19 protein-coding genes and 2 tRNA genes are annotated in these 22287 nt (G+C 65.5%); 11 read left to right on the top strand and 10 right to left on the bottom strand.

Annotation, left to right across the window (positions count from 1 at the left end; genetic code table 11):
* Positions 1-48: 48 nt before the first annotated feature.
* The 3 genes from ACVJGD_RS29555 to acs form a co-directional block, all read right to left on the bottom strand.
* The gene (locus tag ACVJGD_RS29555) at positions 49-579 is read right to left on the bottom strand and encodes a L,D-transpeptidase (RefSeq protein ID WP_456637531.1); all 531 of its coding nucleotides are present in this window, start codon (positions 577-579) and stop codon (positions 49-51) included.
* A 287-nt stretch (positions 580-866) separates the two neighbouring features.
* Complete coding sequence (locus tag ACVJGD_RS29560) at positions 867-1259, bottom strand: Kazal-type serine protease inhibitor family protein (RefSeq protein ID WP_456637532.1); 393 nt, start codon at positions 1257-1259, stop codon at positions 867-869.
* Positions 1260-1279: 20 nt separating this feature from the next.
* Positions 1280-3232, bottom strand: a complete 1953-nt coding sequence (acs, locus tag ACVJGD_RS29565) for an acetate--CoA ligase (protein WP_456637533.1) — start codon at positions 3230-3232, stop codon at positions 1280-1282.
* 362 nt (positions 3233-3594) lie between these two features.
* Between acs and ACVJGD_RS29570 the strand changes: the two genes are divergently transcribed.
* On the top strand, positions 3595-4743 hold the full coding sequence (locus ACVJGD_RS29570; RefSeq protein WP_456637534.1) for a DNA topoisomerase IB: 1149 nt from the start codon (positions 3595-3597) through the stop codon (positions 4741-4743).
* A gap of 420 nt (positions 4744-5163) precedes the next feature.
* Here the strand turns inward: ACVJGD_RS29570 and ACVJGD_RS29575 are convergent, their stop codons facing one another.
* From ACVJGD_RS29575 to tsaD, 4 genes are all read right to left on the bottom strand, one after another.
* A complete protein-coding gene (locus tag ACVJGD_RS29575; protein WP_456632918.1) occupies positions 5164-6339 on the bottom strand; it encodes an IS110 family RNA-guided transposase in 1176 nt (391 codons plus the stop codon).
* Between the two features lie 85 nt (positions 6340-6424).
* Positions 6425-6838: an EVE domain-containing protein gene (locus tag ACVJGD_RS29580; protein WP_456640414.1), complete on the bottom strand. Its 414-nt coding sequence runs from the start codon at positions 6836-6838 to the stop codon at positions 6425-6427.
* 2 nt (positions 6839-6840) lie between these two features.
* Positions 6841-7821: an NAD(P)H-dependent glycerol-3-phosphate dehydrogenase gene (locus ACVJGD_RS29585; protein ID WP_456637535.1), complete on the bottom strand. Its 981-nt coding sequence runs from the start codon at positions 7819-7821 to the stop codon at positions 6841-6843.
* A 3-nt stretch (positions 7822-7824) separates the two neighbouring features.
* On the bottom strand, positions 7825-8898 hold the full coding sequence (gene tsaD / locus ACVJGD_RS29590) for a tRNA (adenosine(37)-N6)-threonylcarbamoyltransferase complex transferase subunit TsaD (RefSeq protein ID WP_456640415.1): 1074 nt from the start codon (positions 8896-8898) through the stop codon (positions 7825-7827).
* Between the two features lie 127 nt (positions 8899-9025).
* Between tsaD and ACVJGD_RS29595 the strand changes: the two genes are divergently transcribed.
* The 4 genes from ACVJGD_RS29595 to ACVJGD_RS29610 all read left to right on the top strand — a co-directional run bounded on the left by ACVJGD_RS29595 (position 9026) and on the right by ACVJGD_RS29610 (position 13158).
* Positions 9026-9763: a uroporphyrinogen-III synthase gene (locus ACVJGD_RS29595; RefSeq protein WP_456637536.1), complete on the top strand. Its 738-nt coding sequence runs from the start codon at positions 9026-9028 to the stop codon at positions 9761-9763.
* A 129-nt stretch (positions 9764-9892) separates the two neighbouring features.
* Positions 9893-11149, top strand: a complete 1257-nt coding sequence (locus ACVJGD_RS29600) for a COG4223 family protein (RefSeq protein WP_456637537.1) — start codon at positions 9893-9895, stop codon at positions 11147-11149.
* A gap of 7 nt (positions 11150-11156) precedes the next feature.
* Positions 11157-12932 carry a heme biosynthesis HemY N-terminal domain-containing protein gene (locus ACVJGD_RS29605; RefSeq protein ID WP_456637538.1) on the top strand — a complete coding sequence of 592 codons (1776 nt, stop codon included), beginning with the start codon at positions 11157-11159 and terminating at the stop codon, positions 12930-12932.
* A 150-nt stretch (positions 12933-13082) separates the two neighbouring features.
* Positions 13083-13158 (top strand) — tRNA-Thr (locus tag ACVJGD_RS29610).
* Positions 13159-13358: 200 nt separating this feature from the next.
* On the opposite strand, the gene ACVJGD_RS29615 is transcribed toward ACVJGD_RS29610, so the two are convergent.
* Entirely contained in the window at positions 13359-14402 is a 1044-nt protein-coding gene (locus ACVJGD_RS29615; RefSeq protein WP_456637539.1) for a polysaccharide deacetylase family protein, read from the bottom strand.
* Between the two features lie 335 nt (positions 14403-14737).
* Between ACVJGD_RS29615 and ACVJGD_RS29620 the strand changes: the two genes are divergently transcribed.
* Positions 14738-14950 carry a hypothetical protein gene (locus tag ACVJGD_RS29620; protein ID WP_456637540.1) on the top strand — a complete coding sequence of 71 codons (213 nt, stop codon included), beginning with the start codon at positions 14738-14740 and terminating at the stop codon, positions 14948-14950.
* Positions 14951-14962: 12 nt separating this feature from the next.
* On the opposite strand, the gene ACVJGD_RS29625 is transcribed toward ACVJGD_RS29620, so the two are convergent.
* Positions 14963-16654, bottom strand: coding sequence for an MFS transporter (locus ACVJGD_RS29625; RefSeq protein WP_456637541.1), 1692 nt, complete (start codon positions 16652-16654; stop codon positions 14963-14965).
* Between the two features lie 248 nt (positions 16655-16902).
* Between ACVJGD_RS29625 and ACVJGD_RS29630 the strand changes: the two genes are divergently transcribed.
* The 4 genes from ACVJGD_RS29630 (at position 16903) to ACVJGD_RS29645 (ending at position 21495) form a co-directional block, all read left to right on the top strand.
* Positions 16903-18288, top strand: a complete 1386-nt coding sequence (locus tag ACVJGD_RS29630) for a cytochrome P450 (RefSeq protein WP_456637542.1) — start codon at positions 16903-16905, stop codon at positions 18286-18288.
* 46 nt (positions 18289-18334) lie between these two features.
* Positions 18335-19744, top strand: a complete 1410-nt coding sequence (locus ACVJGD_RS29635) for a DUF5939 domain-containing protein (RefSeq protein WP_456637543.1) — start codon at positions 18335-18337, stop codon at positions 19742-19744.
* A 238-nt stretch (positions 19745-19982) separates the two neighbouring features.
* Positions 19983-20486, top strand: a complete 504-nt coding sequence (locus ACVJGD_RS29640; protein ID WP_456637544.1) for a tellurite resistance TerB family protein — start codon at positions 19983-19985, stop codon at positions 20484-20486.
* 229 nt (positions 20487-20715) lie between these two features.
* Positions 20716-21495 carry an SDR family NAD(P)-dependent oxidoreductase gene (locus ACVJGD_RS29645; protein ID WP_456637545.1) on the top strand — a complete coding sequence of 260 codons (780 nt, stop codon included), beginning with the start codon at positions 20716-20718 and terminating at the stop codon, positions 21493-21495.
* A gap of 229 nt (positions 21496-21724) precedes the next feature.
* Here the strand turns inward: ACVJGD_RS29645 and ACVJGD_RS29650 are convergent.
* Positions 21725-21800: transfer RNA gene (locus ACVJGD_RS29650), tRNA-Ala, on the bottom strand.
* A 180-nt stretch (positions 21801-21980) separates the two neighbouring features.
* On the opposite strand from ACVJGD_RS29650, the gene ACVJGD_RS29655 reads away from it, so the two are divergent.
* A complete protein-coding gene (locus ACVJGD_RS29655) occupies positions 21981-22271 on the top strand; it encodes a YggT family protein (RefSeq protein ID WP_456637546.1) in 291 nt (96 codons plus the stop codon).
* Positions 22272-22287: the final 16 nt, after the last annotated feature.

The following is a 22287-nucleotide window of genomic DNA, read 5'->3' on the forward strand; positions in this document are numbered from 1 at the left end:
CTAAGCGCCGACCTCTCTCGCAAGCGGGAGAGGTGATCGAATCATGATCTAGTGCGTGACGACCACGGTGGCGCCGACGGGGACGCGGGAATAGAGGTCGGTGATGTCGTCGTTCAGCATGCGGATGCAGCCGTAGGAGACGAAGCCGCCGACCGAGCCCGGCACGTTGGTGCCGTGGATCGCGTATTCGCCGCCGGCGAGCGTCATCGCGGCAACGCCCATCGGATTCCTCGGCGAGCCACCGGGAATCACGTCGGGCATGGAAGGCTTGTCGCGCCTGACTTCGGCGGGCGGCGACCAGGCCGGGTAGCGGTACTTGCCGTCGATCTGCGTGGTGCCGGCCCATTGTTTGCCGGTCTTGCCGACGCCGACCGGGTAACGCATGGCGTGGCCCGAATCGAGAATGAGGTAGAGGCGCCGTTCGCCGGTCCTCACCACGATCGTGCCCGGAGAAAAATGGTCGCCGTGCATGTCCACGATCTCCGGCCGCGCCTCGGCGGTCGTCGGCATTAGTGCACTCACTCCAAATGCGCCCAGCCCAAAGGTGGCAGCCACGGCCACCGCGATCCTCATCGACATGAAGCTCTCCACTTCCAGCCCTTTGTCAGCGCCCCGAGATGTCAGGGCCCTCAGATATCGCGCCGCCGGTCAGGCACCGGCCTGCCGTTCGCACCCGGCATTGTTGACCGCGTGTGTTAACCGGCTGTCTTCTTATGTCTGTCGTGGGACGGCTTGCGTTGGGGGGAAGCGAAGAAAAACTGAAAATAAAGTAAATGACCTGCAAACAACGCTCGGCGGCAAACGTGTCGGCATCGCGGCAAAACGTCTGACGATCGCTTGAGAAGGTGTCGATCGCGGCCGCGCGGCTACTTGCTCGATTTTTTCTTCCTGGTCGCGGGCGGCTTCTCCGGCTTCGGCTCGGCGGCACCCGGCGCCTTCTTGCAAGGGCCGGTGTAATCGATCGCGACCTTGACGTGCCGCGCCTCGCACTCGTTCGGGTAGGTCTTGCCGTTGCACCCGCAGACCGGCCGGTGAATCCGGATGCAAAAGGCCGGGGCCTTCTCGCAAGTGCCCTTGGCCTCCTCGACGCCGCATTGTCCGACCTCCTTGCGGCAGAACAGCGCAGAGTTGCAGGTGATCTTCTCCGGCCCGCCGCAAGCTTCGTCGAGGTTCGCCGCGTGCAGGTCCGGCGCGCCGAGCATGAGGCCGGCCGCGGCGAGTAGCGCCGCGGCGGCCAGACGAACAAAGTGCAGCCCCATGAATTCCCCCTGCCGAAGTCTTAAACCGCAGCGCCCTTCTTGTTCTGCCGGTTCTTGACGAGATCATCGACCACGGCGGGATCGGCCAGCGTCGAGGTGTCGCCGAGGCTTGACGGCTCATCCTCGGCGATCTTGCGCAGGATGCGGCGCATGATCTTGCCGGAGCGGGTCTTGGGCAGGCCCGGCGCGAACTGGATCAGGTCGGGTGATGCGATCGGACCGATGTCCTTGCGGACCCAGGCGACCAATTCCTTGCGCAACTCCTCGGTCGGCTCCGTGCCCGCCATCAGCGTGACATAGGCGTAGATGCCCTGGCCCTTGATGTCATGGGGATAGCCCACCACGGCGGCTTCCGACACTGCCGCATGCGCCACCAGCGAGCTCTCGACCTCGGCGGTGCCCATGCGGTGGCCGGAGACGTTGATGACGTCGTCGACGCGACCGGTGATCCAGTAATAGCCGTCGGCATCGCGCCGGCAGCCGTCGCCGGTGAAATACTTGCCCTTGTAGGTCGAGAAATAGGTCTGCTCGAAACGGGCGTGGTCGCCATAGACGGTGCGCATCTGGCCGGGCCAGGACTTGATCAGGCAGAGGTTGCCGGTCGCCTCTCCCCCCAGCACCTTGCCGTCGGCATCTACGATCTCCGGCACCACGCCGAAGAATGGCCGCGTCGCCGAGCCCGGCTTGAGCTTGGTCGCGCCGGGCAGCGGAGTGATCAGGATGCCGCCGGTCTCGGTCTGCCACCAGGTGTCGACGATCGGGCAGCGGTTGTCGCCGACCACGCGGTAGTACCATTCCCAGGCTTCCGGATTGATGGGCTCGCCGACCGTGCCGAGCAGCCGCAGCGAGGCCCGCGAGGTCTTCTTCACCGGTTCGTCGCCGCCCTGCATCAGCGCGCGGATCGCGGTCGGCGCGGTGTAGAAGATGTTGACCTTGTGCTTGTCGATGACCTGCCAGAAGCGGGAATTGTCCGGATAGTTCGGCACGCCCTCGAACATCAGCGTGGTGGCGCCGTTGGCGAGCGGGCCGTAGAGGATGTAGGTGTGGCCGGTGACCCAGCCGACGTCGGCGGTGCACCAGTAGATGTCGCCGTCGTGATAGTCGAACACGTATTGATGCGTCATCGACGCGAACACGAGATAGCCGCCGGAGGTGTGCAGCACGCCCTTGGGCTGGCCGGTCGAGCCTGACGTATAGAGGATGAACAGCGGATCTTCCGCGTGCATCGGCTCGCACGGGCAGTCCGTCGTCACCATCTCGGCCGCCTCGTGGTACCAGAAGTCGCGGGTCGGGTTCATATCGACGGCAGCACCCGTGTGCTTGACCACGACGACCCAGTCGACGCCCTCAGTCTTGCCAAGGGCGACATCGACGTTGGCCTTCAGCGGCACCTTCCGGCCGCCGCGCAAACCTTCGTCGGCGGTGATGACCACCTTGGATTTGCAGTCGTTGATGCGCTGCGCGAGGCTGTCGGGCGAGAAGCCCGCGAACACCACTGAATGGATCGCACCGATCCGCGCGCAGGCCAGTATCGCATAGGCGGCCTCGGGGATCATCGGCAAATAGATGGTGACGCGGTCGCCCTTGCCGACGTTGCGGTTGCGCAGGATGTTGGCCATCCGGCAGACTTCGTCGTGCAGCTCGCGATAGGTGATGTGCCTGGACTTCGAGGGATCGTCGCCCTCCCAGATGATCGCGGTCTGGTCGCCGCGCGTCTCCAGATGGCGGTCGATGCAGTTCCAGGCGACGTTGAGCACGCCGTCCTCGAACCATTTGATCGAGATGTTGCCGGGCGCGAAGGAGACGTTCTCGACCTTGGTGTACGGCTTGATCCAGTCGATGCGCTTGCCGTGCTCGCCCCAGAAGCCGTTGGGGTCGGAAACCGAGCGCGCATACATCTCCCGGTACTTGGCGTCGTCGACATAGGCGCGTTTGGCCCAATCGGCTGAGACGTCATAAATCTTCTCGGACATTATATCCCCTCCACTCGACATCCGGCCCGCGTGATCCCGGTGTTGCGGGCCATCTTCATCGTTACGGCGATTATGCGTCGCCGGACAATACCCGGACAAGCGCCGGCGTCTTGGACCTTGGTCGGCTGCCTTGGCTCTACCTGACCGGAGCGATCAAAATCACGTTTTGGGCGAAGCCAAAATCAACGTTATCGCGCGAATGGCACCCATGAACGGTATTTAGAAACCGTCAATGACTGATTCGCGACTCGCAAAAAGCCAAGCAACCCCCTAAATGGCCTTCCCGGGGCTAAGGACCCTCCGGAACCAAGCCATAAAAATCGGCATTACCGACAAACAGTGGAGCCAAGGCGTCAACGGTCATGATGGATCAGCAGAATTTTGTGGCTACTCGGCCCGTTTCCGCCGATCCGACCCTGCCGCTGGCGAAAGCACTGGGCCAATGGCCGTCCAAGCTGCCGACCCCCAAGCAGAAGATCGTCGTCAAGACCTCGGTGAAGGAACTCGCCGAGGAGCTGGGCCTGAAGCTCGGCGACCAGGCTCTGCTTACCATCCGCCGTATCAAGCGCGGCAAGAGCTACTCCTTCGTTCGCGCCAACGGCTCGCACATCCGCGACGCACGCACCATCCGCCGCCTGCACGCGATGGCGGTGCCGCCGGCCTATCGCGAGGTGCGCTACTCCCACGATCCGAGTTCGCATTTGCAGGCGGTCGGCCGCGACGCCGCCGGACGGCTGCAGTACCGCTATCACGCCGACTGGGAGAAGGTGCGCGAGCATCGCAAGGCGCATCGGCTGGCAAAGCTGGTGGGGGCGCTGCCGAAGATCCGGCGCAACGTCTCGAAATTTCTGTCGGGCGACGAGCCGACGCGCGAATTCGCGCTGTCGGCGGTGATCGAATTGATCGCGCGCACGGCGATCCGCCCCGGCAACGAATCCTATGCGCGCCTCAACGGCACCCGCGGCGCCACCACGCTCTTGAAATCCAACGTCACGCTCGAGGACGACTGCCTGGTGCTGACCTTCAAGGCCAAGGGCGGCAAGGCCGTGCGCAAGGAATGCGACGCGGCCAAGCTGGTGCGTGCGATCGGCATCCTGCGTACCGTGCCGGGCAAGCGCATGTTCCAGTACCGCGACAGGTCCGGCATCGTACGCGCCGCGTCGACCACGGCGGTGAATGCGTTCCTGCGCGAGATCGCGGGCATCAAGATTTCGCTGAAGGATTTTCGCACGCTGATGGCCTCCGCCGTCGTGCTCGAATCGCTGTCGCGGATCACGCCGGCGTCGAGCGCCCGCGGCCGCAAGAAGCAGGTGCTGGAAGCGGTGCGCGCCGCGGCCGATGAACTCTCCAACACGCCGACGATCTGCCGCAAGAGCTATGTCCACGACACCATCGTCACGGCGTTCGAGGATGGCATCCTGGAGCGTTTTGCGGCGACGATGAAGGGCTATCGCACGCAAGCCAAACGCGAGCAGCTCTTGGCGCAGGTGGTGACCGCGGCGGCGGTTTAAAGATTCCGTAGGGTGGGCAAAGCGCAGCGTGCCCACCAGCACAAGCGGAGTACTTAATGGTGGGCACGCTTCGCTTTGCCCACCCTCATATGGGGCTTTGTGAGTCAAGGCTCTTGAACCGGTGCGGGTTGGGTTTTTGCAGTGAGAGGGCGGCGCGCGGAGCCATGCGTAGCGCAGCGCGACGACCGGGCCCCGGGCGAGGATTGGCTTCCGAAGATTTCTGCAGCTCACTGCATCACCTCATATCCGGTCGGATCGGCTGATCCGTACCCACATTCCGCATGCTTGCGGCGAGGAAGCCAAGAGGATGAGACCCATCTACAAAGCGGCCTGGTTGGGCCCCTGGGTGGCACGGTCATCATCCATCCTGTACGGGGCGCGCGGCGCGGAGCCGCCTCGCCCTGGTGGCGTGGTCCGGTGCTAGGCCTTCATCACGGCCTGCTCCGGAACAAGGCCGGTGGTGAGATAGCGCCACAGCGCCACGATCAGCTTGCGCGCCAGCGCGACGATGGCGATGCGCTTGGCGCGCTTGCCGGCGTTTTCGGTGCGGGTGCGGAACCAGCGGCTGAGCGCGCTGTCCGGCTGATGGCGCAGCCAGAGCCAGGCCAGTTCGATCGTCTTGTGGCGGGCGCGCCGGTTGCCGGCCTTGCTGATCCCCTGCTCGCGATCGATGCTGCCGCTTTGCCAGGGACTGGGCGCCAATCCGCAATAGCTGGCGACCTCGCGCCGGTTGCGGAAGTCCTTGTAGAACACCTCGTTCACCAGCGTCGCGGCAAACGCCGGGCCGAGCGCCTTGAGCTGCTGCAACTGATCCCGTCGCTTCGCCATCGGCGCCGGCGCCGCGGCGGCTTCCGCCGCGACTTCTGCCGCGACTTCTGTAGCGACTTGGGCCTGCTCCAGCGCCTTGAGCTGGTCGCGCACCAGCATCAGCCGGGCATGCTCGCGCTTCACTTCGGCCAGAAGCTGCGGCGGCAGCGGCTGCCCTTGCCAGTCCCGCTGCTGCTCCAGCCAGGCGAGCCAGGTCCGTCGTCGCAAGGTGCCGGCCGCCATGCCCAACAGGCGCAGCAGCGCCTTGATCCGGTTGGTGTGCCCCGTCTGCTCCTTCACCAGTCGTTCGCGTTCGCGGCTGGCGCGCCGGGCGTCCTCCTCGGCCACGCTCGGCACCCGGACGATCCGCACCACCCGCGGCTCGCCTCGCAAATGAGCCATCAAGGTGCGCAGCAGAAGCTCGCCATCGATCCGGTCTGTCTTCGCCCGCCGCGCCCGTTGCTCCACCGCGATGCTCGCCGGGTCGAAGATGAAGTTGGTGATCCCAGCCGCCGCGAGCAGCCGGTGCAGCCAGAAGCCGTCATAGCCAGCCTCGTAGCAGCTCACCACCCGCGGCGCCGCTCCAAGCTTCGCAGTCGCCCGGGCCTTGACCTGCTCGATCAGCGCCAGCAGCCCGGCGTGATCGCCGCCTTCCAGCTTGTGGCGCGATATCCGGTCCCGATCCGGACTGTGCAGCGTCACCAGCCACGTCTTCTGACTCAGTTCGATCGCAACGAAAATCGTGCCACAATGCCCGGCGGTGGGCGTGTTCTTGGTCAATGCTTGCATCAGACTCTCCGATGGTTCGAGTGTGGAAACCCAAACCTACCGGAAAGGGCGCGCTCACCGCCCCATGGAATCTACGCATTGCGGCTTACAGCCCGCCCATCTTGCAGACGATCTTCCACTCATCCGCGGTGACCGGCTGCACCGACAGGCGCGAATATTTCACCAGCGCCATGTCGGAGAGCTTTGGCTCAGCCTTGATCGCGGCGATCGTGACTGGCGTCTTGAGCGGCTTCTCCGCCTTGATGTCGACGCAGACGAATTTGCCGGTCTTGTCGGTCGGGTCGGGATAGGCCTCCTTGATGATCTCGGCGATGCCGACGATCTCCTTGCCCTCATTGGAGTGATAGAAGAAGGCCTTGTCGCCCTTCTTCATGTTTACGAGGTTCTGGCGCGCGGTGAAGTTGCGCACGCCGGTCCAGGCCTCGCCCTTGGCGCCCTTCGCCACCTGCTGGTCCCAGGACCAGCTCGACGGTTCGGATTTCACCAGCCAGTACGCCATCATCATCCCTCCGCCTTGAACGGCCGCGTCAAGAGGCCCTCGATCGCGGCATCGATCGTCAATTGCTTGCCAAGGATCGCTGCGACCGCATTTGATACCGGCATCTCGATATTTTGCGAAGCTGCAAGCTCGATCAGCACCGGCGCTGTGAATTCCCCTTCGGCAAGCTTGCCGGTCGCCGGCCGCTCGCCGCGGCCAAGCGCGATGCCGAGCGCGAAGTTGCGCGACTGCAGGCTGGAGCAGGACAGGATCAGGTCGCCGAGGCCGGACAGTCCCACCAATGTTTCGGCGCGGGCACCGCAGGCGCGACCGAGCCGCGCGAGCTCGCTGAAGCCGCGCGTGGTCAGTGCGGCAAGCGCCGACGCTCCGAGCTCGCGGCCAGCCACGATGCCGGCCGCGATCGCCAGCACGTTCTTGGCGGCGCCACCGATCTCGACGCCGCGAACATCCGTCGTATGGTAAGGCCGGAACGTTGGCGACCCCAGCGCCTGCACCAGCGAACCCGCAAGCGCTTCATCTTTCGTCGCCAGCGTCACCGCTGTTGGAAGCCCGCGCGCGACATCGTCGGCGAAGCTTGGTCCCGACAATATCGCCGGCGTCGCATCGGGCGCGGCTTCCGCTATTACGTCCGTCATGAACTTGTGGGTGCCGCGCTCGATGCCCTTGGCGCAGGCGATCACAGGCGTGGCCCGCGCAAGTTGCGGCGCCAGATGCATGACGGCTGCGCGCAGATGCTGTGCGGGCGTTGCGACCAGGATGAGGTCGGCGCGGGCAATCGCGGCGATGTCCGCGGTTACCTTGACGCTCGCATCCAGCAGCACGCCGGGAAGCCTTGGATTGGTGCGCGTCGCCTGGATCTGCGCAGCGTGCGCCGCGTCGCGCGCATAGAGCGTGACATCGCGACCGGCGCGCGCCGCGACAGCCGCGAGCGCCGTGCCCCACGCGCCCGCGCCGATCACGCCAACGGATTGATGCGCCGGCATCCGCTAAAATCCCGCGCGTGTGTTGGCGTAGCCCGCAGGCGCTTTCGCATTGGCGTCGAGCAGCCAGCGGGCGCGCGGCGGCGCGTCCATCGTGTCGGTGAGGCCGAGCGCCATCCGCTCGGCGCCGGCCCAGGCGATCATCGCGCCATTGTCGGTGCAGAGCGCGGGCGGCGGAATGATCAGCGTCGTCTGTGCATTGGCGGCGACGTCCTGCAGCGCGCCGCGGATCGCATGATTGGCGGCGACGCCGCCGGCCGCGACCAGCGCGCGCGGCGGACCGAACTGCTCCTGGAACAATTTCAGGCCGACGCTCAGCCGGTCCGCGGTCGATTCCAGCACCGCCGCCTGAAAACCGGCGCAGAGATCGCTGACATCCTGCGGCTCCAGCGGCGCCATTCGGCTCGCTTCGTTGCGCACGGCGGTCTTCAGACCCGAGAGCGAGAAATTGGCGTCGGGCCGACCGAGCATCGGCCGCGGAAACGCAAAGCGCGTGGCGTCGCCGCCTTCGGCCGCGCGCTCGACCTCCGGCCCGCCCGGATAGGGCAGCGACAGCATCTTTGCGACCTTGTCGAACGCCTCGCCCATGGCGTCATCGACGGTGGTGCCGAGCCGCACATATTGGCCGACGCCGACTACGGCGACGATCTGGGTATGGCCGCCGGAGGCCAGGAACAGGCAATAGGGAAACGCCAATGCACAAGTGAGCCGCGGCGTCAGCGCATGCGCTTCCAGATGGTTCACCGCGATCAGCGGCGTCTCGTGCACCATCGCAATCGCCTTTGCCGTGGTGAGGCCGACGATGACGCCGCCGATCAGGCCGGGGCCTGCGGCAGCGGCGACGGCGGACAATTGCGCATAGCCGACGTCAGCCTCTTTCATGGCGCGATCGACAATGCCGTCGAGCAGATCGACATGGGCGCGCGCGGCAATCTCCGGCACCACGCCGCCGAAGCGCGCGTGCTCTTCTGTCTGCGAGCGCACGATATTGGACAGGATCCGTCCGCTGCCGTCGCTCTGGCGCTCGACCACAGCGGCTGCGGTCTCATCGCAGGTGGTCTCTATACCCAACACCAGCATCGGCGTGTCGTTACTCAATCTCGGCCCTTGTGCTATCGCTACCTTCCGTCCGTCACTCGGTAGCATTGTGAGGTCACAGCGTGCAATCGTCGGTTCAGTCCCAAATGTCGCTCCTGAAAGCCTGAAGATGGCCGTTCTTGTCACGCGCCCGCAAGGAGATGGCGAGGCCACTGCCGACAGCCTGCGCAGCCGGGGGTTTGAGGTTTTGCTCGCGCCGATGCTGCGGTTCGAGGCGCTGCCGTTCCAGGAAGAAGATGCGGCGCGCTATGACGCCGTCATCGTCACCAGCGCCAATGCGCTGCGCGCCGTGGCGCCACAGCTCGCCGGCCATGCGCTGCTTCGCTTGCCGTTGTTTGCGGTCGGCGAGCATACCGCTGCCGCGGCGCGCGAGGCCGGATTTGGCGAGGTGGTCAGCGCCAACGGGGATGCCACCGCGCTCTACGAGCTCGTGCGGGCGCGCAGGAAGGCCAAGAAACTGAAAAAGTCCGCAACTCTGCTTTATTTCGCGGGCGCCGACCTTTCGCGCGATCTCGCCGGCGAACTGGGCGAAGCGGGCTTTATGGTCATCACCCGTACGACTTACCGGATGAGTCCGGTGGCAGGCCTGCCGCGGCCGGTGTGTGACGCTTTCATGGCCGGCGGTATTGAGGCTGTGCTGCATTATTCCCGCCGCAGCGCGCGGGCGTTTCTCGATGCCGCGCGGGCCGAAGGCCTCGAAATATCGGCCCTGGCGTCGCCGCACTGCTGCATTTCGGCCAGTGTTGCCGCTGTCCTGCGCGAGGCCGGAGCCACCCAGGTCGTCACCGCCGCCTCGCCGGACGAAAATGCCCTGTTCGAGGTCCTGACGCGTGCTTTACGGCCCTGATTGGCTTAAGAGAACCGGCTCTAGCTCGTTGTTCGAGCGTGATCTTTTCGGAAAACCGGTGCCCACTTTTCCGGAACACGCTCCAGTCTGCTAAATCTTGGCGTCCTAACTAGTTGAGGGAACCGCTGCATGGTCGATCAGAGGCCCGAAGACATCGAATCAGCGGCGGATTCCTCCGCCCGGCCGCGGCGTGCGCCGCCGACCATCGATCTCAAGGCAACCGAAGTGTCGAGCGAACCGCCCAAAACGGATTCCGCCGTAACGGATGACGAGCCGGCGCCCAGCGAGAATGCGAGCGTCGAAACCGCGGCCGCCGAGGCGGCGCCCGAGCCCGAGCCCGCGGTGGAGACGGCTGCAGCCGCGCCGGATCCGGAACCCGAGCCTGCTCCGTCCGAACCTCCGCCGCGCCCGATATCGCCCTGGGTGGTCGCACCTGTTTCGGGCGCTGTCGCAGCCGCATTGGTGATCGGCGTCGGCTGGTTGCTCGGCTGGCCCGCCGTGCAGCCGCCCGTGCCGCAGCTCAACGCCGGTGCCATCGACGAGCTCACGGGGCGCGTCGCAGGTCTGGAATCAAGGATAAGCAATCCGGCAGTGACCGCGCGGATCGATGAGGTGGAGAAATCCGTGAGCGCGCTGCGCGGCGAGCTCGCGGCGTCACGCGCACAATCGGACAAGCTGGCCGCCGCGATCGATCAGGCGAAGGCGATGCCACGTGATACGTCCGCGTCCGCGCCGGATCTTTCGGCGCTCAACGATCGCATCGCAAGGATCGAGAGCGCCGTGCGCATGCAAACGGCCGAGCTCGCCCAGCAAGGCAACAAGATCGCGGAAGTGGGCGCCGCCGACGCAAAGCTCGCCGACGATATGCCCCTGCGCCGCGTGGTTGCCGCAGCGCTGCTCGATGTCGCGCTCCGTCATGGCGATGCCTACGCGGCGCCGCTCGAGGCCGCCAAGCAGTTTGCGGAAAACCCCGACGCGCTCAAGCCGCTTGATGTGTTCGCGGCCTCCGGCGTCCCGAGCGCGGGCGCGCTCTGCCGCGAGCTGCTCGAGATCGTACCAAAGCTCGCGCCGCCTCCGCCTTCGGCCGCTGCCACCACCGGCGCCGGCATCGTCGATCGCCTGCAGGCCGGCGCGGCAAAGCTCGTGCGCATCGAGCGCACCGATGCGGCCGGTACCGATCGCGGCAGCGTGGTTGCGCGCATCACCCAGGCTGCACTGCGCAACGACCTTGGCGAGGCACAGCGTGAATTGATGACGCTGGCGCCCGCCGATCGCACGGCGGCGCAAGCGTGGCTCGAAAAAGTGCAGGCGCGCACTGCGGCGCTGGCGGCCTCGCGAACATTCGCAGACAATGCCATGGCTGGGCTCGCGAAGGCCGGACAGTAGGTTCTCCATGATCCGGATCATTCTGTTTCTGGTATTGATCGCGCTCGCCGCGGCGGGCGCGGCCTGGGTCGCCGACCAGACCGGCGACGTCGTGCTGTCCACTGGCGGCTGGCGCATCGCAACCACGCTGCCGGTATTCGCGCTGGCGCTCGGCATCATCATGGTCGCGGCCATCATCCTGTGGTCGATCCTGTTCGGGCTGTGGCGGATGCCGACGCGAATCCGGCGCGGCCGGCGCGAGCGCCGTCACGCCCGGGGCCGTCATGCGATCACCCAGGGGCTGCTCGCGATCGGCTATGGCGATTCCACGGCGGCGCGGGCGCATGCGGAAACCGCGCGGCGTCACGCCGGCAGCGATCCGCTTGCGCTTCTCCTCAACGCGCAATCGGCGCAGCTTGACGGCGATCGCGAGGGTGCACAGCGTGCGTTCCGCGCCATGGCCGAGCGCGAGGATACGCGGTTGCTCGGCCTGCGCGGCCTGTTCATCGAGGCGCAGCGTTCGGACGATGCGGTTGCCGCCGTCATGATCGCGGAAGAAGCGCTGAAGGTTTCGCCGTCCTCGCCATGGGCTTCGCAGGCCGTGCTCGGCTTCTGCTGCGCCAAGGGCGACTGGGCCGGTGCGCTTTCGATCCTCGACAACAACCAGACGTCCGGTCTGATCGACAAGGCGACCTATCGGCGGCAGCGCGGCGTGCTGCTCACGGCGCGGGCGCTCGAGCTCGAGACCGTCGACCGCGACCTGTCGCGCGAAAGCGTGATGGAGGCGATCAAGCTCGCGCCGACGCTGATCCCGGCCGCGGTGCTCGCCGCCAAATATGAGAGCGAGGCGCACCAGGTGCGGCGCGCGATGAAGATCGTGGAGACCGCGTGGCTGTCGCAGCCGCATCCCGATCTCGCCGATGCCTATGCGCATGTGAAGCTAGGGGACTCCGCGCGGCAGCGGCTGGTGCGGGTCGAGACGCTGGCGGCGAAGACATCAGGCCACATCGAAGGCGCGCTCGCGATCGCGCGCGCCGCGATCGACGCCGCCGAATTCGCCAAGGCGCGCGAGGCGCTTACACCCTTCATCGCCGCGCCGACGCAGCGCGTGGCGCTGCTGATGGCCGAGATCGAGCGCACCGAGCATGGCGACAGCGGCCGTGCCCGCGCCTGGACCTTGCGCGCGGTGCGCGCGCTGCACGATCTGGCCTGGACCGCGGACGGCTATGTCAGCGACCGCTGGCGGCCGGTTTCGCCGGTCACCGGCCGGCTCGATGCCTTCCAGTGGCAGACGCCGGTCGCGGCACTGCCGTCGGACAAGGGCCCGGCGATCGAATCCTCGCCGTTCGAGGAAGCCATGCTGGCGTCAAAGCGGATCGAGCTGCCGAAGGAAGCGCCGAGCGCGCCGCCGGCAAAACCGGTCGAGCCGGTGGCCGAGAAGCCGGTCGAGCCCATAAAACCGGTCGAAGCAGCACAGCCTGCTGCGCAGGACAATGCGCCGCCGGCTCCGGCCCCGGCGGAACCAGCCCCAGCGGCGCCGCCGGCGACGGCATCCGACCCGCCCGCGCCACAACCGTTACCTGCCGAATCATCGCCCGCGGCCGTCGCGCCGCTGTTCCGCGCCCGCCAGGACATCCCCAAAACGCCGCCGACGCCGATTCCGGCCGTCATTCCCATTGTTCGCGCCCCCGACGACCCCGGGATCGAGGAGGACGGCACCCGCGACGAATTTTCCGAACAAATCGGCCCCCCGAAGGCCCAGGCGGGCGGCTGGCGCGGGTTTCTGTCCCGGTGGGGGAGCTGAGACGCGGTCAAATGACCGCGTCAACCTTGCCAATCGGAGCCACGCCCGATATCAGTGCGCACGCGTGTGGAGCATGATCCGGAAAAGTGGAAACCGGTTTTCCGAAAAGATCATGCTTTAATATCAAGTGGCCAGTCGCCGAACGGGTCCGCCGCAATAGCTCAGTTGGTAGAGCACGTCATTCGTAATGACGGGGTCGGGGGTTCGAGTCCCTCTTGCGGCACCACCGCTCAAACCATTTTTCTTCAATAGGGTCAGCGCGAATCGTTCCGTACGGTGCTGATCTCATCCGTCATGCCCGGGCTCGTCCCGGGCATCCACGTCGTGGGTAAGACGAACCGTCGGTGACAATTCCGAACCCCTCAAAAACGTGGATGGCCGGGACAGGCCCGGCCATGACGACGAAAGGGAGCGTTCTTCGATCAGCTACTGCTGCGAAACGGTCTGCACGACGCTGGAGAGCGGGCGCGCGCTCACGGCCGGGACCTTCATGTCCTTGACCAAGAGGGCGTCGTATTCGGGCAGCGTTTCCAGCGGCTCCTTCGCCTTCATCTGAACCACCTTGTAGCCGCCGGCCTTCAGGCGGCGCAGCAGCGTCGGCAGTGCCTGAGCGGTGTGTTTCTGCAGGTCGTGCATCAGAATGATGCCCTTGCCCTGCTTGTCCAGCTTGGTCATGACGGTCTGGATGACCTGGTCGGGCGAGGTGGACTTGAAGTCGAGCGAATCGACGTCGACGGAGAACATCGCGATATTCCGGCTGGCCAGATGGGCGAGGGTCGCTTGCGTGTGGGCGAGCGCCGGGAAGCGGAAGAACGGCGAGGGCGCGGTGCCGATCGCCATCTTCACGGCGCTGAACCCCTTCTCGATCTCGTCCTTGGCCTGCTGCTCCGTCAGCTTCTTGCTGTCGAGATGCGCATGCGACCAGGTGTGCGAGCCGACCGTGTGGCCGGCGGCGGCAACCTGTTTCAGGATTTCCGGATGATAGGTGGTGTGCAGGCCGATCGGGAAGAACACCGCCTTGGTGCATTCGTCCGCAAGCGCCTTCAGCACCGCCGGCGTGGTCGGCCACGGGCCGTCGTCGAAGGTCAGCACGACCTCCTTGTCCGTCAGGAAGTCGAATTGCTTGTATTGCAGGAAGCCGAAGCCCGGTCCGCCCGTGGTGTCGATGACGACGGTGCGGCTGACGCCGAGTGCATCGGGATTGGCGCAGGTCGATTTTGCCTGCATCGGTGCGGGTGCGGGAGCAGGCGCCGGGGCGGCCGCCGCCTGTTTCGACACCGCGGCAGTGGTCTCGACATCGTCCTTGGCGGCCGATTTCGTGGCCGCTGCGGGCAGCGGATCCGCCGGCCGGGCGGCGACAGTTTGCGGAGGGGCCGCATCGGCCCGCGGCGAAGCAGTCCAGAACCACACTCCGGCGATCACGGCCGCCGAAACAACCACGGCCAGCATCAGGCCTATCGGATTACGCATCGCTACTCTCTTGAGGAAACTCGGGGCACACGCTCGTAACGAGCCATTAGTGCCAACGAGGTCTTAACGCGATCCCAACGCGCTTGCCTTTGGCGAAGAAAATTAGGCCGTTGTTCTGCGTGATGGTGGTCACAGTCGGCGCCCGCCCAAGCGCACGATCGCGAACGCAGCGGAGTTCGCGAGATGCTTGCGGCGATGCAGCGCAAGTGGTTTCGCTGGCTGCGACCTCCAGTCGGAACCAGGCTGCCCGCGCCGCCGTTTGAACCTTCTTCGGCGCGCGGAAACAACATAGAACGCCGTTGTCGCGCCCGTCGGTGGTATGAAGGTTTTCAGAAATGACCAGATTGCTGTTCGTCATTCCATTGGTTCTGGCGGCGTCCGCGGCCTCGGCGCAGCAGCAGGGGCGGGAAGCCTGTACACGTGACGCGTCGCGGTTCTGCCGGGCGTATCTCGACAAGGGCGATGATGCCGTGCTGGCCTGCCTGAAGGAGCACCGCGGCCGGCTCACCAGGACGTGCCAGCAGACGCTGACGACGCACGGGCAGTGACGGCAACAGAGACTACGTGCTGCTCCCGGCCGCCGTCGCGACGACAGGCAATACTTCGGTGGCTCCGGGGTCGGGCGTCTCGTCCTTCCAGCGCACCGAGCCGAAGGGACGCTCCAGCATGCGGCGCACCCGGATCGGTTCGGGGCCGAGATGGAAGGCTATCGCCTTCAGATGCAGTTCGCGCTCGGATTGGGTGGCGCGGTTGCGCTGGCGCAGGTAATCGAGCCAGGTCGGGCAGTGATAACGCTCGGTCCACAATTCGGGATCGGCGATGTCGCGCGCGATCGACCAGCCATAGGCGCCGTTGCGCTGCCGGCTGAGCTGCACCTCCAGCATCACATTGTGGAAGGCGCGGGCGTTCTCTTGCGCGACGCGGTACTCGATCTCGACCACCAGCGGGCCGCTGCGCGGGGTGAGCGACAGGCGGACCTCGGGATCGGCGAGCGCCTCGGTGGCGTCCTCGTTGCGGGCGCCGACCGGCGGCATCCTGAGCCATAGTCCGAGCAACGGCGACAACAGCATCAGGGTGGCGGAGACAAGGAGCGCGATCTCGACGCCGGCGCTATCGGTGAGGCGGCCCCAGCCCCAGCTTCCGATCGCGATCCCGCCGGCGATCGCGGCCTGGAACGCCGCCAGCGAGCGGCCGGCGACCCAGCGCGGCGCCGAGAGCTGCACGCCGATATTGAACAGCGCGATCGCCATCATCCAGACCGCGCCGGCGAGCACCAGCGCCGCCGCAGTCACCACCGGCTGCTTGCTGATTGCGACCGCAGCAATCGCCCCCGCCATCGAGATCGCGCAGACGCGTACCGCAGCCTCGCCGCTCATCCGTTTGCGCACCTCGCCGATATTCAGGGCGCCGAGCACCGCGCCCATGCCGAACGCTCCGAGCATGATGCCGTAGGTCTGCGCGCCGCCATGCAAGAGGTCGCGCGCCACCAGCGGCATCAGGGCGGAGACCGAGCCGCCGATGATGCCGGTGACCAGCGTGCGCGTCAGCACGATCTTGATCGACGGCGAATGGTTGATGTAGCGCACGCCGGAGACGATGGCGCGGTTGAGCCGCTCACGCGGCAGCCGCGACGGCTCACTGACGCGGTCCCAGAGGAACAGCACGATCAGGAGCGGCAGATAGAACAGGGCGTTGAGCGCAAAGGCGGCCACCGCGCCCGCGGTTGCGACCACGATGCCGCCGATCGCGGGCCCGAAGCTGCGGGCGATGTTGTAGCTGATGCCGTTGAGCGCCACCGCGGCCGGCAGCGTTTCGGGCGGCACCTGCTCGCTGACCGAGGACTGCCAGGCCGGGCCGAACAGCGCCATGCCGCTGCCGACGATGAAACAGAGCCCAAGCAGGATGTTCGGCGTCACCAGGTCGAGCCATGCCAGCGCCGTCAGCACGGTGGCGCCGACCAGCGCGATCACAAGCGACACCATCGCCACGATCCGGCGGTCGTGCATGTCGGCAATGGCGCCGGCCGGCATCGCGATCAGCATGATGGGCAGCATCAGGGCGGTCTGCACCAGCGCCACCTTGTCGGCCGAGGACGTCATCTGCGTCATGGCCCAGGCGGCGCCGACGCCCTGGATCAGGATTCCGAGGTTGGAAAGCAGGCTCGCCAGCCAGATACGCCGGAACACCGAATGCACAAGCGGCGCCATGATGCCGTCGGCGGCCAGGCTCGAGCGTCGCGGCGATGCTGTCATGGTGGTTCCGTAGTCCTCTGTTGGCTGTCTGATTCCGGCAGCGGAGTGATGCCCGTCAAACGCCTGAATTGTCCAGTCGTCATGCTGTCATTTCCCTACCGCAAAGACGCGGCTTGGCAGCTCGACGAGGGGGCAGCGAGGTAACAAATGAGCGTGTTCGGGCGAACTCTTCGGAAGGAAGCTGTTTTGCGCCTTCATCGCGCCCGGCGGGAAGCGTAGACTGCCGGATCGAGACTGGAGCAAGCACCATGAGCATAGCCGAAGTCTACGACCTGCCGGTCTCGCGGAAGCGGCTGGTCCCACCGGCTCCGCCGCGCGCGCCCGACGACATGTCCGCCTTCAGGCGCATGAGGGCTATCCGCGAAAGCCCGATCGCGAGCTGGGGCCAGCGCGCCTACGAGGAGGAGATCGTCCGCGGCCGCTTCTTCGGCCGCAGCAGCTTCATCCTCAATACATCAGATGCGATCAGACATGTGCTGGTCGACAATTGCGAGAATTATACGCGCACGCCGGCCGCCTTCCGGGTGTTGCGCCCGATGCTCGGCGAAGGTCTCCTGATCGCCGAAGGCCGCGCCTGGAAACACCAGCGCCGCACGCTCGCGCCGGCCTTCACGCCGCGTGCGATCACAACGCTGGTGCCGCACATGATCGCGGTGACCGACGAGACCATCGCAAAGCTCAAGGCCGCGAGCGACCGTCCGGTGGACCTTCGCCAGACCATGCAGCGGATGACGCTTGAGATCGCCGGCCGCACCATGTTCTCGTTCGGCATGGATCGCCATGGTGGCACTTTGCGCGATTTCGTCATGGACTATGGCGAGCGGCTGGCGCGGCCGCATTTCCTCGACATGCTGCTGCCGCTCGGCTGGCCGAGTCCGCAGGATTTCGCGCGCGCTCGCTTCCGCAAGCGCTGGACCGCGTTCGTGGCCATGCTGATGGCGGAGCGCCGCGCCGCCGGCAAGAAGAGCGATGCGCCGCCGCGCGATCTGTTCGACCTCATGGTCGCGGCGCGCGACCCCGAGACCGGACAGGCCTTCACCGACGCGCAGCTCGGCGACGAGATCGCGACCATGATCCTCGCCGGCCATGAGACGACGGCGACTGCCTTGTTCTGGGCGCTCTACCTGCTTTCGCTCGATCCTGCGACGCAGGAGGATCTTGCCGCTGAAGTGAAGGCGGTTGCCGCGGGCGGTGGGCTCGAGATCGAGCGGCTGAAGTTCACCCGCGCCGTCATCGAGGAGACCATGCGGCTCTATCCGCCGGCTTTCCTGATCGCGCGCGCCGCGGCGGGGGCGGATATGATCGCCGGCATGCCCGTGAGGAAGCGTGACGTGGTGCTGATCGCGCCGTGGCTGCTGCACCGGCATGAGAAGCTCTGGCACGATCCGGCGGCGTTCGTGCCGTCGCGTTTCATGACCGGCACGCCGCCCGATCGCTTTGCCTATCTGCCGTTCGGCGTCGGCGCGCGGGTCTGCATCGGCGCGCATTTCGCGCTGGTCGAGGCGACGCTGGCGCTGGGGAAACTGATCGGCGCCTTTCGCGTCTCGCTGGTCGACAAGCAGCCGGTGATGCCGGTCGGGGTGGTGACGACCCAGCCCGACCGCTCGCCGATGTTTGCGATCACGCCGCGGTAAACGGACCTTGCGTTTCGGCGCAGGTCGCCTCATCTAAGGTTTCGCCATGAGCGATACGCAGGCCCAGTTCGCAGTGTTGAAACAGACGGCCGATCCGGCCGTCGTCGATGAAATCGCGCGGCTGATTGCCGATGGCGATGATCGCGAACTCAACCGCATCAACGTGCTTGACTTCGCCGGGCGCACCGGGCTCGACCAGGAAAAGGTCATTTCCGGCTTCCTGCATGCCTCACGGCTCGGCCTGTTCGACATGAGCTGGAACGTGCTGTGTCCCGGATGCGGCGGGGTGCTCGATGCGCACTCGACGCTGAAATCGCTGCGTCACGACGATTATAATTGCGCGCTCTGCGCCGCCGGCTACGAGGCTTCCGTCGACGAAATGGTCGAGGTCGCCTTCACCGTCAGCCCGCGGGTCCGCCGCATCGGTGCCCACGATCCGAATTCGCTGCCGATCTGGGAGTACATGCGGCAGATGTTCTGGAGCTCGGGCATCGACCTCAACGAGGAATCGTTTTCGCGCCTGGTCAAGGAAACCACGCTCGAAGCGCTCGAAATGCCGGCCGGCGAGAAGGCGATCCTGTCGCTGAATCTGCCCAAGCAGTTCGTCATCGTGTTCGAGCCGGTGACGCATTCGGCGCACTTCCTCGACATTCAGGGCGAGCCGACCACCGATCGCCAGCAGCTTTCAATCGTCTACAACAAATTGCACGCGCCGACCGGCACGACGGTGCTGCGGCCAGGGCCGTTGCGGCTTGCGCTGGAAAATCAGGCCGGCGTCCGCGCATTGCCGTCGGTCTGGATTGCGGGCGACGCGCTGCACCAGATGCTGGGCAGGCGCAAGCCGATCCTTACGGCGAAGCGGATGCTGAGCAACCAGACGTTCCGCGACGTCTTCAAGGCCGACAATCTCAACGTCGACCAGCGATTGAAGATCACCTCGCTGACCTTCCTGTTCACGGATCTCAAGGGTTCGACCGCGCTTTACGAGCGGGTCGGCGATCTCGCCGCCTTCGATCTGGTGCGCGCGCATTTCCATGCGTTGCTCGATATCATCGCTTCCGAGCACGGCGCGGTCGTGAAGACCATCGGCGATGCCGTGATGGCGACCTTCATCAAGCCTGAACATGCGCTCGCGGCCGGCTTGCGCATGCGTGCGGCGATGAAGAAGCTCAACGACGAGCGCGGCAAGCAGGACCTGATCGTCAAGATCGGGATTCACGAAGGCCCTTGCCTCGCGGTGATGTTGAACGAGGGGCAGGATTATTTTGGCCAGACCGTCAATATCGCCGCACGTGTGCAGAGCCTGTCAACCCAGCAGGAAATCCACATCACCGCGCCGATCATCGATTCGCCGGAAGTGGTCTCCATCCTGGAGAAAGCGGAGATCCGGCCGATCCAGAAGGAAGCGGCGCTGCGCGGCATCGCCGACAAGATGGTGGTGTACGAGATACCTTGAGTCTTGTCGTCCCGGCCTTGAGCCGGGACCCATACCGCGGAATCTATCAGTAGAGCGATCTGCTCGACGCTTTCGCCAAGCAACCACTCCCTGTGGTTATGGGTCCCCGATTTCGCGGGGATGACAGTGGCGCCCAGATTGCCTAAACGTAATGCAGACCGCCGCACCGGCGCGATTGCGTGGACTGCACTTCCACGCCATATACGTCCCCATACACTGTCAATCGATAGAGGCGTTGATGCTCGACGGACTTCGCCAGTTCATTGCCGATATTGTGTCGCCCGATGCGCAAGCGGATCGTGCGTTCGATGACAATGATTATCGTCTTGCCGCCACCGCGCTGCTCGTGCACGTCGTCTCGATCGACGGCGAGCCCAGCGCGAACGAGAAGCGCAAACTGCACAGCCTGATCGAAAACCGCTTTGGTCTCGATCCCGGCACCGCGGACAAACTGATTGCTTCCGCCACGCGGATCGAAGGCGAGGCGGTCGATCTCTATCATTTCACCAGCGTCATCATGCGGCAGGTCAATGAGGACGGTCGCCTGCGCATCGTCGAGATGATGTGGGAACTGGTCTATGCCGACGGCCAGGTCAGCGAGTTCGAAGACAACGTGGTGTGGCGCGCGGCGGACCTCCTGGGTGTCTCCTCGCGCGACCGCATCGATCTCAAGCGCCGCGTGGCCGAGAAGCAGGCGAGCCTGCCGCGAGGGCCCTGGGGCGTTGCAGACGCGGCAATCTGACACGGCGTTCGCGGGCTGTTCGCTCCGCCGTGCAGATGACGAAACTTTAATGTATATCGTGCAGCCGGTCCGGTTTGCGCGATAAGCCACCAAAATGGTGCATTCCGGTCGCGAACGTGGCCGGCGCTGCATGCGGATATTCCCGCGGATGGCTTGCGTCCCACCACAAGCCTATGCTCTCGTCCGGCCGTTCGTAACAGGCCCCGTGGTTGATTAAGAGCATTCGATCGTGACCGAGCGTGTGACGCTGATTACTGGTGCATCGGCGGGTATAGGCACCGAGCTGGCGCGTGTTTTCGCATCCAACGGTCATCGTGTGGCGCTGGTGGCGCGCCGCGCCGATCGCCTCACCGCGCTCGCCAATGAAATCATCGCCAAGGGCGGCGCGGCGCCGATCGTGATTCCCTGCGATCTCGAGCAATCCGACGCCGGCGACAGGATCGCCGATGCGCTGGCCGCGGCCGGCGTCGAGGTCGAGTATATGGTCAACAATGCCGGCTTCGGCGTGTTCGGCTATGCGAACAAGCGCGACCGGGTCGACCAGCTCAACATCATCAACGTCAACATCCGCGCGCTGACCGACCTGTCGCTGCGATTTACCGATTCGGTGATCCGAAATCGCGGCGGCATCCTCAATGTCGGCTCGATCGCCGGCTTCCTGCCGGGGCCGGGCATGGCGGTCTATTACGCGTCCAAGGCCTATGTGCTGTCGTTCACGGAAGCGCTGCGCAAGGAGCTTGAGCCGCACGGCGTCCGTGTCACCCTGGTCTGCCCGGGGCCGGTGCCGACGGAATTCCAGGCCCGCGCCGGGTTCGCGCCGGGATTTGATTCCGCGATCCTCAACGTCTCGGCAGCGGAGGTCGCGCAGCAGGCCTATCGCGGCTTGATGGCAAACAAGCGCGCGGTGCTGCCCGGCGTCTTCATCAAAATGGTGCCGGTCCTGCTCCGGTTCTTCCCGCGTTCGTTCATCCTGGCGGCCGTTGGGGGCTTCCAGCTCCGGCGGCGATAGTCCGCTGTTAGCGCTGAGGCTGCGGCAGCTCTGAATCAGGTTCGGTGTGGTGAGACAGGCCCGCCTTCACCCTTCGGGCTCCGACGCGGCAGCCTTCGCCATGATAGGGCTTGCCGAGCCGTAGCTCGCGAGTTGAGGAAAGAGCCCGCCTTCACCCTTCGGGCTCCGACGCGGCAGCCTTCGCCACGATAGGGCTTGCCGAGCCGAAGCTAGCGAAGCCAGCGAAGGCTGGTGGAGCCAGGCGGGATCGAACCGCCGACCTCATCATTGCGAACGATGCGCTCTCCCAGCTGAGCTATGGCCCCGTCCAGACCGGTCCGTGCTGAGCAACTCGGCCGGCAATCGGCGCCATTTACCGTCCCGTCCGAGGGCAAGTCAAGAACAGTAAACGCCCGGTTTTTGGCGCGATCAGCCCGCAAGTTCCCTTGTTTGTGCAGGGGCGAACCGATATTTAGCTCCCTGTCCCACCCGCGAGCCCCCTTCACATGCGCGCCGTCCTCGACATCCTCATCATCGTCCTTGACCTCTATGTCTGGCTGTTGATCGCCGCCGCTATCCTGTCGTGGCTGGTCGCGTTCAATGTCGTAAACACGCGCAATCAGTTCGTCTCCGCAGTGGCCGAGTTCCTGTACCGGATCACGGAACCGGTGCTGGCGCCGATCCGGAACATCATGCCGAACCTGGGCGGGCTCGATATCTCGCCGATCATCGTGATCCTGCTGATCATGTTCATCGAGCGGGTGATCATGTACTACGTCTATCCCAACGTGATCTGAGCGCCCTTCGGCCGGT

This window comes from Bradyrhizobium sp. USDA 10063, assembly GCF_054063735.1.